The 15,526-nt window shown below is 36.9% G+C and carries 13 protein-coding genes; 3 read left to right on the top strand and 10 right to left on the bottom strand.

Going from position 1 to position 15,526, the window contains the following annotated elements:
* The 3 genes from F5ESL0259_RS02490 to F5ESL0259_RS02480 form a co-directional block, all read right to left on the bottom strand.
* Complete coding sequence (locus tag F5ESL0259_RS02490; RefSeq protein ID WP_122037347.1) at nucleotides 1-1,431, bottom strand: oligosaccharide flippase family protein; 1,431 nt, start codon at nucleotides 1,429-1,431, stop codon at nucleotides 1-3.
* 10 nt (nucleotides 1,432-1,441) lie between these two features.
* A complete protein-coding gene (locus F5ESL0259_RS02485; RefSeq protein WP_122037346.1) occupies nucleotides 1,442-2,581 on the bottom strand; it encodes a CDP-glycerol glycerophosphotransferase family protein in 1,140 nt (379 codons plus the stop codon).
* A 125-nt stretch (nucleotides 2,582-2,706) separates the two neighbouring features.
* A complete protein-coding gene (locus tag F5ESL0259_RS02480) occupies nucleotides 2,707-3,555 on the bottom strand; it encodes an aldo/keto reductase (RefSeq protein WP_122037345.1) in 849 nt (282 codons plus the stop codon).
* A 278-nt stretch (nucleotides 3,556-3,833) separates the two neighbouring features.
* Here F5ESL0259_RS02480 and F5ESL0259_RS02475 point away from each other — a divergent pair, with 278 nt between their 5' ends.
* A complete protein-coding gene (locus tag F5ESL0259_RS02475) occupies nucleotides 3,834-4,574 on the top strand; it encodes a CPBP family intramembrane glutamic endopeptidase (protein WP_122037344.1) in 741 nt (246 codons plus the stop codon).
* Nucleotides 4,575-4,766: 192 nt separating this feature from the next.
* Here the strand turns inward: F5ESL0259_RS02475 and F5ESL0259_RS02470 are convergent, their stop codons facing one another.
* From F5ESL0259_RS02470 to F5ESL0259_RS02450, 5 genes are all read right to left on the bottom strand, one after another.
* Complete coding sequence (locus F5ESL0259_RS02470; RefSeq protein ID WP_122037343.1) at nucleotides 4,767-5,300, bottom strand: ClbS/DfsB family four-helix bundle protein; 534 nt, start codon at nucleotides 5,298-5,300, stop codon at nucleotides 4,767-4,769.
* A gap of 148 nt (nucleotides 5,301-5,448) precedes the next feature.
* Nucleotides 5,449-6,102: an amino acid ABC transporter permease gene (locus F5ESL0259_RS02465; protein ID WP_046324515.1), complete on the bottom strand. Its 654-nt coding sequence runs from the start codon at nucleotides 6,100-6,102 to the stop codon at nucleotides 5,449-5,451.
* A gap of 16 nt (nucleotides 6,103-6,118) precedes the next feature.
* Complete coding sequence (locus F5ESL0259_RS02460; RefSeq protein ID WP_046324514.1) at nucleotides 6,119-6,757, bottom strand: amino acid ABC transporter permease; 639 nt, start codon at nucleotides 6,755-6,757, stop codon at nucleotides 6,119-6,121.
* Nucleotides 6,754-7,569, bottom strand: coding sequence for a glutamate ABC transporter substrate-binding protein (locus F5ESL0259_RS02455; protein ID WP_110445784.1), 816 nt, complete (start codon nucleotides 7,567-7,569; stop codon nucleotides 6,754-6,756). Before F5ESL0259_RS02455 ends, F5ESL0259_RS02460 begins: the two co-directional genes overlap by 4 nt.
* A gap of 11 nt (nucleotides 7,570-7,580) precedes the next feature.
* Nucleotides 7,581-8,318 (bottom strand): amino acid ABC transporter ATP-binding protein, encoded by a 738-nt coding sequence (locus F5ESL0259_RS02450; RefSeq protein WP_122037342.1) that lies wholly within the window; start codon nucleotides 8,316-8,318, stop codon nucleotides 7,581-7,583.
* A gap of 331 nt (nucleotides 8,319-8,649) precedes the next feature.
* On the opposite strand from F5ESL0259_RS02450, the gene F5ESL0259_RS02445 reads away from it, so the two are divergent.
* Nucleotides 8,650-9,099: a GAF domain-containing protein gene (locus F5ESL0259_RS02445; RefSeq protein WP_122025781.1), complete on the top strand. Its 450-nt coding sequence runs from the start codon at nucleotides 8,650-8,652 to the stop codon at nucleotides 9,097-9,099.
* Nucleotides 9,100-9,159: 60 nt separating this feature from the next.
* Here F5ESL0259_RS02445 and F5ESL0259_RS02440 read toward each other — a convergent pair whose 3' ends face one another.
* Nucleotides 9,160-11,829 carry a calcium-translocating P-type ATPase, PMCA-type gene (locus F5ESL0259_RS02440; RefSeq protein WP_122037341.1) on the bottom strand — a complete coding sequence of 890 codons (2,670 nt, stop codon included), beginning with the start codon at nucleotides 11,827-11,829 and terminating at the stop codon, nucleotides 9,160-9,162.
* 242 nt (nucleotides 11,830-12,071) lie between these two features.
* Nucleotides 12,072-14,474, bottom strand: coding sequence for a phosphoketolase family protein (locus F5ESL0259_RS02435; RefSeq protein ID WP_122037340.1), 2,403 nt, complete (start codon nucleotides 14,472-14,474; stop codon nucleotides 12,072-12,074).
* 283 nt (nucleotides 14,475-14,757) lie between these two features.
* Here F5ESL0259_RS02435 and F5ESL0259_RS02430 point away from each other — a divergent pair, with 283 nt between their 5' ends.
* Nucleotides 14,758-15,522, top strand: a complete 765-nt coding sequence (locus F5ESL0259_RS02430; protein ID WP_122025778.1) for a DeoR/GlpR family DNA-binding transcription regulator — start codon at nucleotides 14,758-14,760, stop codon at nucleotides 15,520-15,522.
* Nucleotides 15,523-15,526: the final 4 nt, after the last annotated feature.

Genomic DNA, 15,526 nt, shown 5'->3' with positions numbered 1-15,526 from the left:
TTAACCTCTGGTAAAAAATTTTTTCAATAATAAAATTATGTCTTGGTTAAAATCGAGTTTTAATAAAAACATTAACGCGATATATAAAACAAACATAATGATCGATTTGCAAAGCATATTAAGAAATGCCGAAGCAAACATTTGGGGCAAAAGGAGACCCACTGCCAAAACAATAGCAGCAATTATAAAATACTTGGGAATTTCACGAAAAGAGTATTTAAAATCGTAACCATCCCGCACAATCCACAAACGCAAAAGTAAAACTATAAACTCGGTTATTAAAATTGCTATCATAGCACCTGTTGCACCGTATAGTTGATCCAGAAAATAGCTTAATATTACTTCCAAGAAAGCACCAACTATGACTGGAATGGCATAATCGCGATCTCGATGATTGGCAAGCGCAAATTGATTAGCGAATACTCCGCCAGTTGGAATCATAATGATAGTGAGAGTAAAGAAAAACATCAATGGCGTCATAGGAATGAATTTATGACCGAAAAAGAAGGGTACAAATTCCTTGGTATTAGCCATAATAATAACTGCAAACAAAGTTCCCAGCATCACTGTCGCTTCAAGGGACTTTTTTAAAACTATCCGTTGTTCTTTTTTCCCCTCACCAGCCATTTTAGGCATGATTACCAGAGAAATACTAGTGACGATCCCTAAAACCATGTTAGAAATTCTTTGGGAATTGTCATAAAAGGCAACCTGCGTCGAATTTTGAAAGAGACCCAAGATAGGTTTATCGAGAGAAGTATAAATTTGGGTAGCAATTTGCGGAATTAACAGGGTAATGATTGCTTTAACAGTTGCGCGATATTGGTAAAAATGTTTGACCGGCCCACCAACATAGCGGTGAATGTCAAACCAAAAAACAAATGAGCCCAGCATTGTTGAAACTGACATGATCAACATGTACTTCCAGAGATCGCCTGGATTTTTTACCCATAATAAGATCAGAATGACAGAAACCAGCTTAACCGCAGTATTTTTTAACACAACACGACCAAAATCAGCTAATCCCTGAAAGAACCACGAAATATCAACTTGAGCGGAAATAAGATATGGCACCATTAATAGTAAATATTGACCGTACTTAATCTTAAAAAAGCTGGTAACAGCAATTACTATCACTATTGTGACGAATCCAGCTATAGCCTGAAAATACCATAGGCCCCAGAAAGCCTTGGTTAAATCCTGCTCGCTGCCAAAGGCTCTAATCTGAGAAATTGTCCTCATCCCAATATAGGACACTGAAAGAGTACAGAAAATCATTAAAAACTGAACAATATTATTGACGTTGCTGTATATCCCATATGTTTTGGGACCTAAAATTCTTGAAAGATAGGGAACTGTTATTAACGGTACTAATACCAGAAAAATTTGGTAAACCGCATTATACAGAATGTTTAAAAAAGTTCTTTTCACAACTTACCCTCTAAATACTCTTTAACAACTGAACTACATTTGCGCAACTTGATTGGTCCTGAACCTGATTTGTTAATTCTAACCAGTAACGCCGTTTCGCACTGTATTGATCTGGCATTGCCAGTGCCTGAATAAGCTCATGCTGTGTCTTTACACATATTCCAGGTACAATTTCTTCATAAGGTCCCATTAAAAGACCACGCTTTTCTTCGTATTGCCGTAAATAATTGGTTATAAATATTATCGGCTTATCAATATTTAAATAATCAAAATAAATTGAGGAAAAATCTGTAATCAAAAAAGCAGTATTGCCCAAAAGCTGGTAAAGGTCAATATCTTGCCGATATAAATAATCATTATTAAGAAAGGCAATATTAGAGTAATCACTTTGCAAATGCTTAAAAAGTTTCATTTCATAAGGGTGAAGCTTCACTACTAAATATTGGTGATTCTTTTTTAATGAATTATTTAACTGCTCAATGTTAAAATCAAACAGCGTTAAAAAATTACCCTGCTGAACTTGCTTCATAATTTGACTATCTTCCATTTCATAACGAAATGTTGGCATATAAATACCAATTTGCGCCTCATCATCCTCGGTTTTAAATAAATCACCAAGTAGCTGTTTTTTACTAATAACTGGGTTTTTCAAAGCATCAATACGAGGAAAACCAGTTTTATGGTACTTATTAGATTCAATTCCGCAGCAGGCACTCATCAAGCTTTCATATAAATCGCTGCTTGAGCAAACTATATCAGCATTCTTTTGCCATAATTTAGCATTGCGCAGGTCAACTTTGGAACTAGTATTATTGGCCATGAAGCCCATGCGTTTAAGTGGTATACCATGCCAAAATTGGATATTAACCTGCCTGGCATGAACTTTGAACGGCTGATGTGTGGTGAACACAAATTTCGCTGCCCCAATTTTTCGCCAAGTTTTAAGTGGCAAATGCGACGATGGCCAAGGTTCTACAATAGTAACCTCATATTCGGGATGGCTTTTTTGTAAATATTTGCCAAACAGATAGCCATTTGAGCCAGAACGACCTGCACCATTAAGAACAACCACTTTATTATTTTGTATTGGTGTAAAACGAGCAATTATTTTCATTGCCATCAAATATAAACGAAATAAAAAACTTTTCATTATTTAACTTCCCAATTTCTTACCTAGTATAAGGGTACAGAAAAAGCCTGAGATAACTCAAGCTTTTTTACTTTATTTTTTAGTTTTTTAATGATTAGTGTTTAAAAGAACTGTCGAAACTCGTTTTAATAAATTGCCAGGGGCTCTTTGCGTTCAGGCTTAGGAAATGCCTTTTCCAAAATCTGCAAGTCTTCTGGGGTTAGCTCAATATCCAAAGCTTTCAGGTTGGATAATAAATGCTTTGAACTACTGCTCTTTGGTATTGCCAAAACATCGGGCTGTTGCATGACCCAGGCAAGTAAAATTTGATAAGCACTTGCCTCGTGTTCCTCAGCAACTTGTAAAACGGCCTCGTTTTTCATCATTGTGCTGCCCATTTTTGGTCCACGTCCTAAAGGACTATAAGCAATTAGTGGAACGTGATGCTCTCTTTGCCAAGGTAAAAGACTATATTCAATTCCCCTGGTTTCTAAATTATATAAGTCCTCATTAACTACACAATTTTGGCCTTCCGGCAGTTGCCATAATTCCTGCATATCGTCTATATCAAAGTTCGATACGCCCCAAGAGCGAATTAGTCCCTCATTTTGTAAAGCTTGCAATTCAGAAACGGTCGCAGATAAAGGTACCATTCCCCGCCAATGATATAGATATAAATCCAGATAATCAGTTTGGAGCCTTTGCAAACTGTTTTGCAAACTTTGCCGCATTTTTGATCTAGACGCATTTTGCGGTAAAACTTTAGAAATCAAGAAGATTTTTGCGCGTTGATATGGTTTAATGGCTTCCCCCACCAACTCTTCAGAGCGACCATTTCCGTACATTTCAGCGGTGTCAATCACACTTAAGCCTGCATCAAGACCGGCTCTAATTGCTGCTATTTCTTCATCTCGAAGTTTAGGATCATCTCCTATTTCCCAAGTACCTATTCCCAGCGCTGGTAATACTTGATTATTAATTGTGACTTTTTTCATATAATGAACCTTCTTAATTAGTTAAATAAATATATTTTGAGATATAAAGTTGATGACTGCTGGTTTTAAATTTAATATAAAACAAATTAAAATACTGTTAGCTTCCAAGATAATTGTAGCACTTAGCCAAAAAGTTTATTAATTTATAGGTTATTTTTGAATTTTAACGCAAGGCAATTTAGCTAAAAATTAAATTTACTTTGTGATGCTTTCACAAGCCAGCAAATTGTCTTTTGCAAAATAACAATATAAAATCAAAAACAAAAGGAAGAATAAACATGGTTAACAATTCAAATAGTTCATATAAATTATCTGGTAAAAAATGGCTGATAATATTGCTCTCAAATTTAATAGCATACTGCTGTTTGATTATGCCAGGTGTGCAAATCCCGGATTCTCTAATTTTTGACGAAAATCATCCCACTTTAATAGCAGCAGGCTTTCAAATCTTAGTAGTAACTGTCTTTCTGATAATTCAAATAATCGGAGTGCAAATTGCTACTGGGAGTAAATGGCAGCAATTATTTCATACTCCTCGTGCCAAAGAATGGCTGTGGGTTCTAGTCTTTTTCATTTTAGCTTATTTCGTATCCGTTGTTTCAGGAGCGATCTCTCAGAAGTTGTTTGGTGCTGTTTCCGGAAATGCAGCCGCAGGATTAACTATGAGTACACCCCATGTTTGGCTCATTTTCATTTATCAGCGCTTCAGCAGTGCGATTCAAATATTAGGTGAAGAGTTTTTAGCAATTATGCCACTGTTAGCTGTGACCCAATTAGCTGATTCTATGCACATGCCACTCCCGCTTTTCTGGGGCAATATTGCTTCAGCTTTAATATTTGCTTTACTTCATTTGTCAACTTATGATTACAACTTGGGCTATGTTATTTTAGGATTAGCATTTACACGTCTGGTTTTAAACTGGGCTTTTATCAAAACCCACAATATCTGGATAAGCTTCTTAGTGCATTTCTTATTTGATACATTAGCTTTCCTAGTTTTATTATTAGTAACAAAGTAAAAATAATTATTGACTAACAAAAAAATGATAGCCGTTGAACGTAGTTCCAGCTATCATTTTTTATTTTGTAAAACATTAAGCAAAAATTAATTTCTACTGCTGCAAATAATAAAAGTAAGGGTAAAACAATGAACATTAAAAAAATGGTCAGTACTTTCAGAGCAATGCTAATCTTTATGCTTTTAGTTACATTTATTTCAATGATCTTTGATATTTACGCAATTTTTTCAGCGCCCACTCATAATGACTGGAAGTATTTGCAATAAAGTACGTACCTAAAGCGTTTGTTCCGGTCCAGGAAAATACATTCTTTTGGAAAAGTTGATCGTCAGTAAAAGTATCAAGCAATGCCATTGTTTGCTTATGACTTTCTGCCAATAATTTTTCAGCTTCATCTAGCGCAGTAGCTTGGTGCTTTTCCCAAAATTGCTGATTCATTTCACCATAATTGCGCCAATTGTACCCTTCTGGTAAAAATTCTTGTGCATGACCGGCCTGATTGTTTTTAACCCATTCCAGTAATAATCTCTGCCATTCATATAAATGAATCAACACGTCACGAACATTGCGATCTCTTTTCCAATGGGCTTCTTTTAATTTACTAGTATCAAAGTTGAAGCTACCTGTGCGAGCATCTTCCGGCAACTTAGAAAGCAAAGCAACAATCTTTTGGTAAGATGCATTACTTGCATCTATTAATTCTTGTTTGGTTTTAGGACGAGGCATAAGTTCTCCCTTTTAAATTTAGTTTTTATCTTTATAGTATTTTAACATATATGATTATCTAATAATAAATATTTCTAGCAGCTTCTTAAATACTAAAAAAAGCACCTCACAAATAGTGAAATGCTTTAAATAATAAAACGATCTTCCTTTAAGACAAGTGCTTACCAATCACATTACCAATAATTGATAATGTAAAACAAACAGCAAAATATAAAACTGCAAGTGCAGCAAACATTGGTAAGATATAGTTTGCATTTTGTCCGTAAATAACTTGTGCATGTTGCATCATTTCAGGAACAACAATAATCGTTGCTAGAGATGTATCCTTAATGAGGGAAACAAACTGACTAATAATTGCAGGAACCATATTTTTATAAGCTTGTGGCAAAACAACATGCCATAGTGCTTGTACAAATGACATCCCTGTAGACCGTGCCCCTTCCATTTGACCAACAGAAACAGACTGAATACCTGAACGTACAATTTCAGCAATCATACTCGATTCGAAAACAGTCATGGCGATTATCGCTGCTGGAATTGTTTCTGGTCTTAAGCCAAAGTTAGGTAGTCCAAAGTAAGTAAAGAAGATAATTAGAAGTAACGGAATATTACGAATAATATCAATTACAAAGCCAACAATCTGTGAAACATACTTTATTTTAGAATACCTGATTATGCCTAAAATTGAACCAAAAATGAAACTTAAGATAACCGAAATTACTGAAATATAAATAGTTACCCAGAGGCCCATTAACAAAAAGCGCACATTAAGCCATGAAAAGGCATTAATCCAATTTTGCATTTTCTAATACCTCCTTCTAACCTAATTTCTTTTCTAAGTGTCGCATGTAGTAGCTAATTGGCAAAGTAACGATTAGGTATAAAACACCTACAACTAAATAACTGTTAATGGTGTCAAAAGTAGTAGACGCAATTGAGTTTGCCTGGTACATCAAATCAAACCCTGCAACAAAGGCTAAAACTGAAGAGTTTTTAACTAAGTTAACGAATTGATTACCTAAAGGCGGAATTACTATTTTAAATGCCTGAGGCAAAATAATGTAACGCATTGCCTGCCAATAGGTCATACCGGTTGATCTGGCTCCCTCCATTTGCCCGTTAGAGACCGATTGAATACCTGAACGAATAGTCTCCGCAATAAAGGCAGAAGTATAGAGTGTTAAGCCAATAGTTCCTGCAGTAAAGCCATTGATTTTGACAACATACATCGGAATTACTAGATAGAAAAACATAGTGATTACAAGCAAAGGAATGTTACGCATAATTTCTACATATGCATGGCCAATTACACGCATTACTTTACTTGGAAGAACTTCCATAATTGCAAAAATTGTTCCAATTATTAAACTGAAAAATAGAGCAATTACACTAGATAATACTGTCCAGCCTAAGCCTACAAATAGCTGGCTGCTGAATTTTGAAAAAATATTAATCATCGGCGATACAGCTCCTTATACTTAAATCCTGGAACGTCGCCAAACCACTTTTTAATTAAGCGATTATATTCACCGTTACGCTGCATTTCAAGTACTGCCTTGTCTACAGCTTCAGTAAATGAGGTTTGTCCCTTATTAACCGCAACACCGTAAGGTTCAACAGTAAAAGTGCCACCACGAACTTCGTAGCCCGGGTTCTGCACTGCCAAACCAAATAAAATTCCGTTATCAGTAGTAAGAGCATCTCCTTGATGTGACTTCAATGCATTCATTGCCTGAGCATAATCCTGCAATTCGATCACTTTAGCTTTGGGAGCTACCTTTTTTATGTTTGCAACCGAGTTAGCACCCACAACACCGATAACTGTCTTACCATTTAGATCCTTGGTACTCTTAATTGAAGAGTTTTTAGGAACTAACAGAGATTGACCAGCATCAAAGTATGACTTTGAAAAAGAAATAATCTTTTTACGTTCTGGCGTAATTGACATAGTAGCAATCACAGCATCCACATTACCATTCTTTAACAGAGGAATTCTGGATTGAGAGGTTGTAGTGACAAATTCTGCCTTACCCTGAGGACCTAAAATATGCTTCGTAATATGTTTAGCCATATCAACGTCAAAACCTTTTTGCTGGCCATCACGAACATCGATTAAGCCGAAAAGCTTAACGTCACCTTTAACACCCCAAACAATCGTATTAGATTGCTTAGCATTTTTTAAAACGGATTGATCATTAACGCTTTTACCACAGCCGGTTAACATTAAAATACATGCCAATAAAGGAAGTAGCCAAAATTTCTTTTTCATAATTGGCCTCCTTAGTGAGAAATAATTTTACTCAAAAATTGTTGTGCCCGCTCCGTCTTTGGCTGTTTAAAGAAGCTCTCGCTATCATCATCCTCAACAATCCGACCCTGATCCATGAAGATAACTCTATTAGCCACCTCTTTGGCAAAGCCCATTTCGTGAGTAACGATTAATGAAGTCATACCACTTTCGTTGGTAACTTTCTTCATAACTTGTAAAACATCATCAATCATTTCCGGATCAAGAGCAGACGTTGGCTCATCATATAAGATAAGCTTTGGCTTCATTGCCAGAGTTCGTGCTATTGCAACACGCTGCTTTTGACCACCGGAAATTTGTGAAGGCATATTATGTGCCCATTTCCTCAGTCCAACCATATCGAGCAAGTCTAATGCCTGTTTTTTATTTTCTTCTTCAGGAATATGGCTTACTATTCTGGGTGCCAGCATAATATTTTCCAGTACATCTTTATTCTTGTACAAATTAAAATGCTGGAAAACCATCCCAACATCACTACGTAAAATATTGAGATTAGTCTTTGGGTCAGAAAGATCGTGACCGTTAACTACCAACTTACCCTTCTGGATTGATTCAAGACCGTTAACGGTCCGTACAAGTGTACTTTTACCAGAACCGGATGGCCCGATCAGAACCACCGTTTCACCTTGATCAATCTCTAAATTAATGTCGTGCAGTGCATGAAAATGGCCATAAAATTTTTGCACGTTATGGAACTCTATCATCGACATTGTCATCGCCCCTTTCATAATCAATGCATGAAATAATAAGTTGTAGTTTCTATTTTACTATAACGGTTAAGAATTTTAAAAGTGATACAGTTTTTTTAATAAAAATTTAGACAAAGCTCTGTTTGATTCACGTCAAACTAAAAGTCTGTTAGTGCCTGCCGTATAAGCAAACAATAAATAATGATGGCTATATTGTATGTTCAATACTAATATTTTTTTGTCAAAAAAAGCAATTATCATTAAAAATATCTGTGAGAAATTTATTTTGAATTACAGATTGGCACTTTTAAAAAGAGCTAAACTAGCTTACACTTTCATTAGGAGAATACTTATGGATAAAATAAAAGATTACAAGTTAATTTTGAAACAGGCTGATAATTTGCTCCAAAATGAGCATGATTTAATTGCCAATATGAGTAACATCAGTTCGCTGCTTTACAATAGCTTACCTGATGTTAGTTATGCAGGTTTCTATCGTTTTAAAGATAAAGAATTAATTTTAGGACCATTTCAGGGACCTATTGCTTGCATGCATATTCCAATCGGAAAGGGAGTTTGCGGTGTAGCTGCCAAAACTCAGCAAATTCAAATTGTGCCCAATGTTCACGAATTTTCCGGTCATATTGCGTGTGATGCGGCTACAAATTCTGAAATTGTCGTTCCGCTTATCAAAAATAACAGCTTACTTGCAGTTCTTGACCTTGACAGCAATAGTTTCAATAGATTTGACCAAATTGATGCTGAATATTTACAAAAAATAGCTGATCTTGTTTCAAAATAAACTAAAAAAGTTCCGCAATCTAAATTAAGATTACGGAGCTTTTTTATTATAGTTAGCTTTTTATTTTTTGCCCACTAGACGTTGACATGCTTTGACAATTTCAACTATCACGATCATACAAATTCCGGCACCTAAAACTATCAACCATTGTGTGGAATTCAATTCTGTGACATCAAAGAATTTTGTCATAAATGGCAACTCTACTGCCGCCATTACCACGGCAGAAATTAATATTGCCCAGTTAAACCATTTATTGGCAAATGTTCTTCTTGAAAAGATAGACTGGTGAATATACTTAGAATTGAAAGCATGAAACAGTTGAATTAAGCCTAGCGTAAGAAAGGCCATAGTTAATGCATCACCATGTTGTAAGTTAGCTTCATTCATATGAGGGCCAAAATTTAATCCTAACTGATAAGTAGTTAAAACAATAGCACCTTCTAAAATTCCCTGGTAAACAATCGAGCTTGCGACTCCACCACTGAAGAAGTTTGATTTTTTACCCCGTGGTGTCCGCTTCATGATACCTTTTTCAACTGGTTCAAGACCTAGAGCAATAGCCGGCAGCGTGTCCGTAACTAAGTTAATCCACAATAACTGAACAGGAGCTAAGATATCCCAGCCCAGCATGGTCATCATGAACACAGTTAGAACTTCACCAACGTTACAACTCATCAGGTAAAGGATGGCCTTTTGGATATTACTAAAGACTTTACGTCCTTGTTTAACGGCTTCAACGATCGTAGCAAAGTTATCATCTGCTAAGACCATATCACTGGCCCCTTTTGAAACTTCGGTACCGGTAATCCCCATACCTATCCCAATATCAGCCTGCTTCAAACTAGGAGCGTCATTAACGCCATCGCCTGTCATAGCTACAATTTTACCTTGTGCCTGCCAAGCCTTGACAATGCGGACTTTATGTTCGGGTGAAACTCTGGCATAAACGTTAAAATCTGCTACGTGCTTTTCTAGATATTCATCACTGAATTCATCCAGTTGTGCACCGGTAACAACTCGTTCATCTTCGCCCGGTTTTAAAATCCCTAATCTTTCCGCAATCGCCTGTGCAGTTACCTGAAAGTCACCTGTAATCATAACGGTTCTAATTCCAGCATTATGGGCTTCAACAATGGCCTTTTTGGCTTCTGGCCGTTCCGGATCGATCATCCCCACTAAACCTGCAAAAATTAAATCTTGTTCAACATTGTCAGTTGAAGGATCATCGTATAGCTTTGCAATAGGTTTATAGGCTAGCCCCAGAACTCGCAGCGCATTTTTAGCCATATTTTGATTAGCAAGCATAATTTCGTCTTTTTGCTTTTCACTAATTGCACTAACTTTGCCATCTAGTTCAATCTGCGTTACTCGTTTCAGCAGCTGATCCGGTGCTCCTTTAACTGCTACAAAGTAATTTCCATTGTCTTCATTGACGGTGCTCATCAGTTTACGGCCAGAATCAAACGGTACTTCCTGCAGTCTTTTATGACTTGCAAGTAGGTTATGCACATCTATCTTTTGATCAAGAGCGTATTGAATTAGGGCAGTTTCGGTAGGATCACCCAGCAATTGATTACTTTCATCAAGTTTAGAATCATTAGCTAAAACCATCGCCATTAAAGCATGATTATCATGACTAATACTGCTGGAAGATTTATGTGCTTGATTATCATAATAAATCTGCTCAACTGTCATTTTATTTTGGGTTAAGGTACCAGTTTTGTCGGAACAAATGATGTCTGTTGCGCCTAAGGTTTCAACAGCAGGTAACTTGCGCACAATCGAATTATGCTTGGCCATCACCTGCGTGCCTAATGCCAAAATAATAGTAACAATAGCCGGCAGTCCTTCTGGAATAGCTGCAACTGCAAGTGACACGGCAACTAAGAACATATCAATTGCTAATTTATCTGTTGGTTCTGTTCCCTTTTTGGTAAAAAAGCCTACAACGAATACCACAGCACAAATTAGCAGAATCATGATCGTCAGCGTCTTACCCAATTGGTTAAGGTTGCGCTTTAATGGTGTATCCGTTTCATCAGTGTTGTTAAGCATCGTGGCGATTTTACCGACCTCAGTGTTCATTCCCGTTTCGGTAACAATCCCCTCGCCGCGACCATAAGTCACATTGGTATTGGCAAAAGCCATATTATCTTGGTCTGCCAGTGCCACCTTTTCATCATTAATAGGCTCGACATTTTTGTCAACTGGAACTGATTCACCTGTTAAAGCAGATTCTTCAATTTTAAGGCTCTTAGTAACAGTTAAACGCAAATCCGCGGGAACCACATCGCCAGCTTCAAGTAAAACCACATCACCTGGCAGTAATTCTGGACTAGGAATTTCAACAATCTGACCATCTCGCCGAACATGAGCATTGGGAGTAGCCATTTTCTTTAATGCGTTAATTGCTTCTTCCGAGCGTGTTTCTTGGAAGACACCTAGAACCGCGTTCAAAATAACCACAATCATAATTATTGCAGCATCTGTCCATTCTTGTGCGACAAAACCTGAAAGTAGCGCTGCAACTATCAAAACGATGATCATGAAGTCTTTGAATTGCGCTAAAAAACGTTGCCAAATACTGGTTTTCTTTTTACTGGCCAAACTATTAGTGCCGTATTTTGCACGCAAGGCACTAATCTGACTGGTCTTCAAACCCTGACTAGTTGATGTTGACAACTCCTGAGCTACATTTTCAATTTCTTGGTTATAAAATTTCTGGGGCATTGTTACCTCCTACTAACAAAAAAGAGACCCATATGTTTAACACACACAAGTCTCACTATTTAAGATAAGTCCAGAAGTATTCCTTCGGGTGTTGGGCTTATCGCAAGTAATTGCTGTTACTCCCTCATGATGATATTTATTATAAATAAATTTTTTATTTTTAACAAGAATAAGACTATTAAAATTAGCTAAAACAAAAACAGTTTCTGTCACTTAGAAACTGCCTTCGCTCAATATTTTTGTTAATTAAGACCAGTCCATTGCCATTCTGTAACTTCAGGCATATCTTTACCATTATCACGAATGTATTGGTGATGCTTAGCAAGTAATATGTCCATTTCTGCTACAAAGCCGGCACTCTTTTCAGCGTAACGAGGAACACTTAAAATGGCATCTTTAGCCAAATGGAAGCGATCAAGTTCGTTTACTACCCGCATATCAAACGGTGTGGTAATGTCGCCTTCTTCTTCATAGCAGTGAATATGAACGTTACTGCGTTTGCGGCCGAACCAGATAGACTGCATCATAGCTTTGTAACCGTGCCATGCAAAAATCACTGGCACATCGCTTGGGAACAATTGTTCAAATTCTTCATCTGATATTGCTTCTGGATTATCCTTGGTATTCATCAACTTCATAACATCAATGACGTTAATGTAACGAATTTTCAGGTCAGGGAAATTCTTATGCAAAATATCGATTGCAGCAAGAGATTCCATTGTTGGTTCAGTTTCAGTTGAAGCAAACACAACATCAGGTTTAGCATTATGATCAGTTGAAGCCCAATCAATGTAAGATAAACCATGATTTGCAATGCGAGTTGCTTCATCAATTGAGAACCATTGTGGTCTTTCCTGCTTAGAAGTAACCAGAATATTGATACACTCACGATCTGTGAAGGCTTTTTGGGAAATTGCCAGCAATGAGTTAGTATCGGCAGGCAGATACTCATGAACCAAATCAGGACGGTTCTTTTCATACATGTGAGTTAGTACCCCTGGGTCTTGGTGGGTATAACCGTTATGGTCTTGCTGGAACACAGTTGAAGTTGCAATAAAGTTAAGTGATGGGTAATCCTTACGCCAATACTGCTCCTTAGCTTTTCTTAACCACTTCATATGCTGGGTCAGCATTGAATCTACAACACGACCAAAAGCCTCATAGGTAGCAAAGAAACCATGACGACCTGATAAAACATAACCTTCAAGCCAGCCCTCATCCTGGTGTTCTGATAATTGCGAATCGATTAAACGACCACTTGGTGCCAAGTTTTCATCATTAGGAGTATGAACGGAACTTTCCCATTGCCGCTTTTGCTCATCAATGAACTTAAACAAACGGTTAGATTTAGTTTCATCTGGACCAAAGCCACGGAAAGTATTTGGATTAAGTTCAGCGATTTCATTTAAGTACTTAGCCCATTCGGTCATATCCTCAGCTTCAATAGAACCCGGTTGATCAAATTTCAAGGCATACTTACGATAATCTGGCAAACTAAGACGTTTAGCTTTTTCACCACCTGCATTAGTGATTGGGTTCATGGCCATTCGACTATCACCGGCAACATTATCAGCTGTGACCAAAGCAGTTGGCGCACCATTTTCGTCAAATAGTTCTTCCGGTTTATAGCTCTTAAGCCAGTCAACGAGCATGTCTTTGTGCTCCATATTATCTTGAGCAACTGGAATTGGAATTTGGTGTGCTCTAAATGAGTTTTCAATTGGATTACCATCAAGATCCTTCTTTGGACCGGTCCATCCCTTAGGCACGCGGAAAATAATCATTGGCCAATGAGGTAAAGTTTCATCATTGTTTTCACGAGCATTCTTTTGAATGGCTTTAATCTCTTCAATTACGGTATCCATTAATTTAGCCATTTCTGCGTGAATTTGCATATGGTCTTTATAACCGTCAAATTCACCGCCATTATATGCAGAAATAATATAAGGATGCCAGCCCATACCTTCAAAGTATTTAGTCAGTTCTTCGTCTGACATTCTGGAAACGATCGTTGGATTGGAAATCTTAAAACCATTAATTTGCAAGATCGGCAGCACAGCGCCATCTTTAATAGGGTTAATAAATTTATCACTGAACCAGCTTGCTGCGAGCGGACCAGTTTCAGCTTCACCATCACCGATTTCTACAGCGGCAATCACATCAGGATTATCTAATATTGCACCAGTACCATGAGAAAGCGAATAGCCTAATTCTCCACCTTCATGCATTGATCCTGGAGTTTCAGGTGCAGCGTGCGAAGCGGAGCCACCCGGAAAACTGAAGCGTTTAAAGAGCTTAGCCATGCCCTTTTCGTCTTGTTGAATTTCAGGATAAAGTTCACTATACGAACCGTCAAGATATGAGTTTGAAACCATAACCTGACCACCATGACCTGAGCCTTCAATATAGAACATATTTAAACCATATTTTTTAATAACTCTGTTTAAATGAGCATAAATAAAGTTTTGCGGTGAAATAGTACCCCAGTGACCAATTGGCTTAGGTTTTACCTCACTTGCTTTTAAATCATGTTTTAATAATGGATTGCTCATTAAGAAAAGCTGACCGACTGATAAATAATTTGCAGCCCGCCAATGAGCGTCAACGCTTTTAAGGAATTCTTTTGAATCATAATCAACTGCCATTTTAATTCTCCCTTAGTTGTTTAGCTTAATTTTATTTTATAAACATATTATAGCAATTTCTGAATAAAGTTCAACCATTTTAAAAATTGGTTCGTCCCAATTTTATAAAAACGTGTTTGTTTAAAGTCAGTACATAAAAAACACTATTATTCCTCTACTTTTTATTTACAGATCAGCATATTTATGCTCAAATACTGATAAGTGCTTATTTTTATAGCTAAACGCTGAAAAAGTAGTTAAACATTATTCTCTGTAGTGTTAATTTATGTAGAGGAGAAGTATGATGTCACAGGAAGACCGTCTGTTAAAAATCAAGCAAATGCTTAAAAATGAAAAACATTTACGAACTCGCAGCTTAGCACGTTATTTCAATATTTCTTTTGACACTGCTCGTCGAGACGTGGTTCGACTAACCACAACTGGGCAAGCAATCAGAGTTCATGGCGGATTAATTGCTATTGATGAAAATGAGGTGCCTAATTTTCTTACCAGAAACCAAATCGATTCACCTATTAAAATTAAAATGGCCCAGATGGCTAGACGTTTTGTACATCCTAACCAGTGCGATTTTATTGGTCCCTCAACTACTCTTAAAAAATTGTGTGAATTAATTTGTGGTACAGATTTGCAAATAGTCACTAATTCAATTGACAACTCCTTAGCATTGATGCAAACAAAATTACCAAGTGTAAGACTGCTGGGAGGAAAAATTGATAAAGAGCATAGGTTTAATTATTCTGTAACTTCACTTGATCTTTTACATAGGATAAGTTTTAATACTGCTTTCATTGGCACCTCCAACGTTAAAGATGACGGTATTTATTCAGCAAAAATGAGTGATTCGGAGTTAATTAAAACCGCATGTTCCAGAGCAAAGCAAGTTATTGTCGTTGCCGAAAAATATAAGTTTGATAGTGAAAATTCTTCTCCTTACATGTCAATTCCACTGAATGAAATTGACGTTTTGATCACAGATTTGCCTTTGTCCGAAAAATTTCAGAAAAATTTTTCGCCGAAGACCCAAATCATTTCGGTTTTAAGGAAGTGAGGTT

The sequence above is a fragment of the Lactobacillus sp. ESL0259 genome, assembly GCF_003693045.1.
GTDB classification, from domain to species: Bacteria; Bacillota; Bacilli; order Lactobacillales; family Lactobacillaceae; genus Lactobacillus; species Lactobacillus melliventris.
This window is presented reverse-complemented; position numbering and strand designations above follow the sequence as displayed.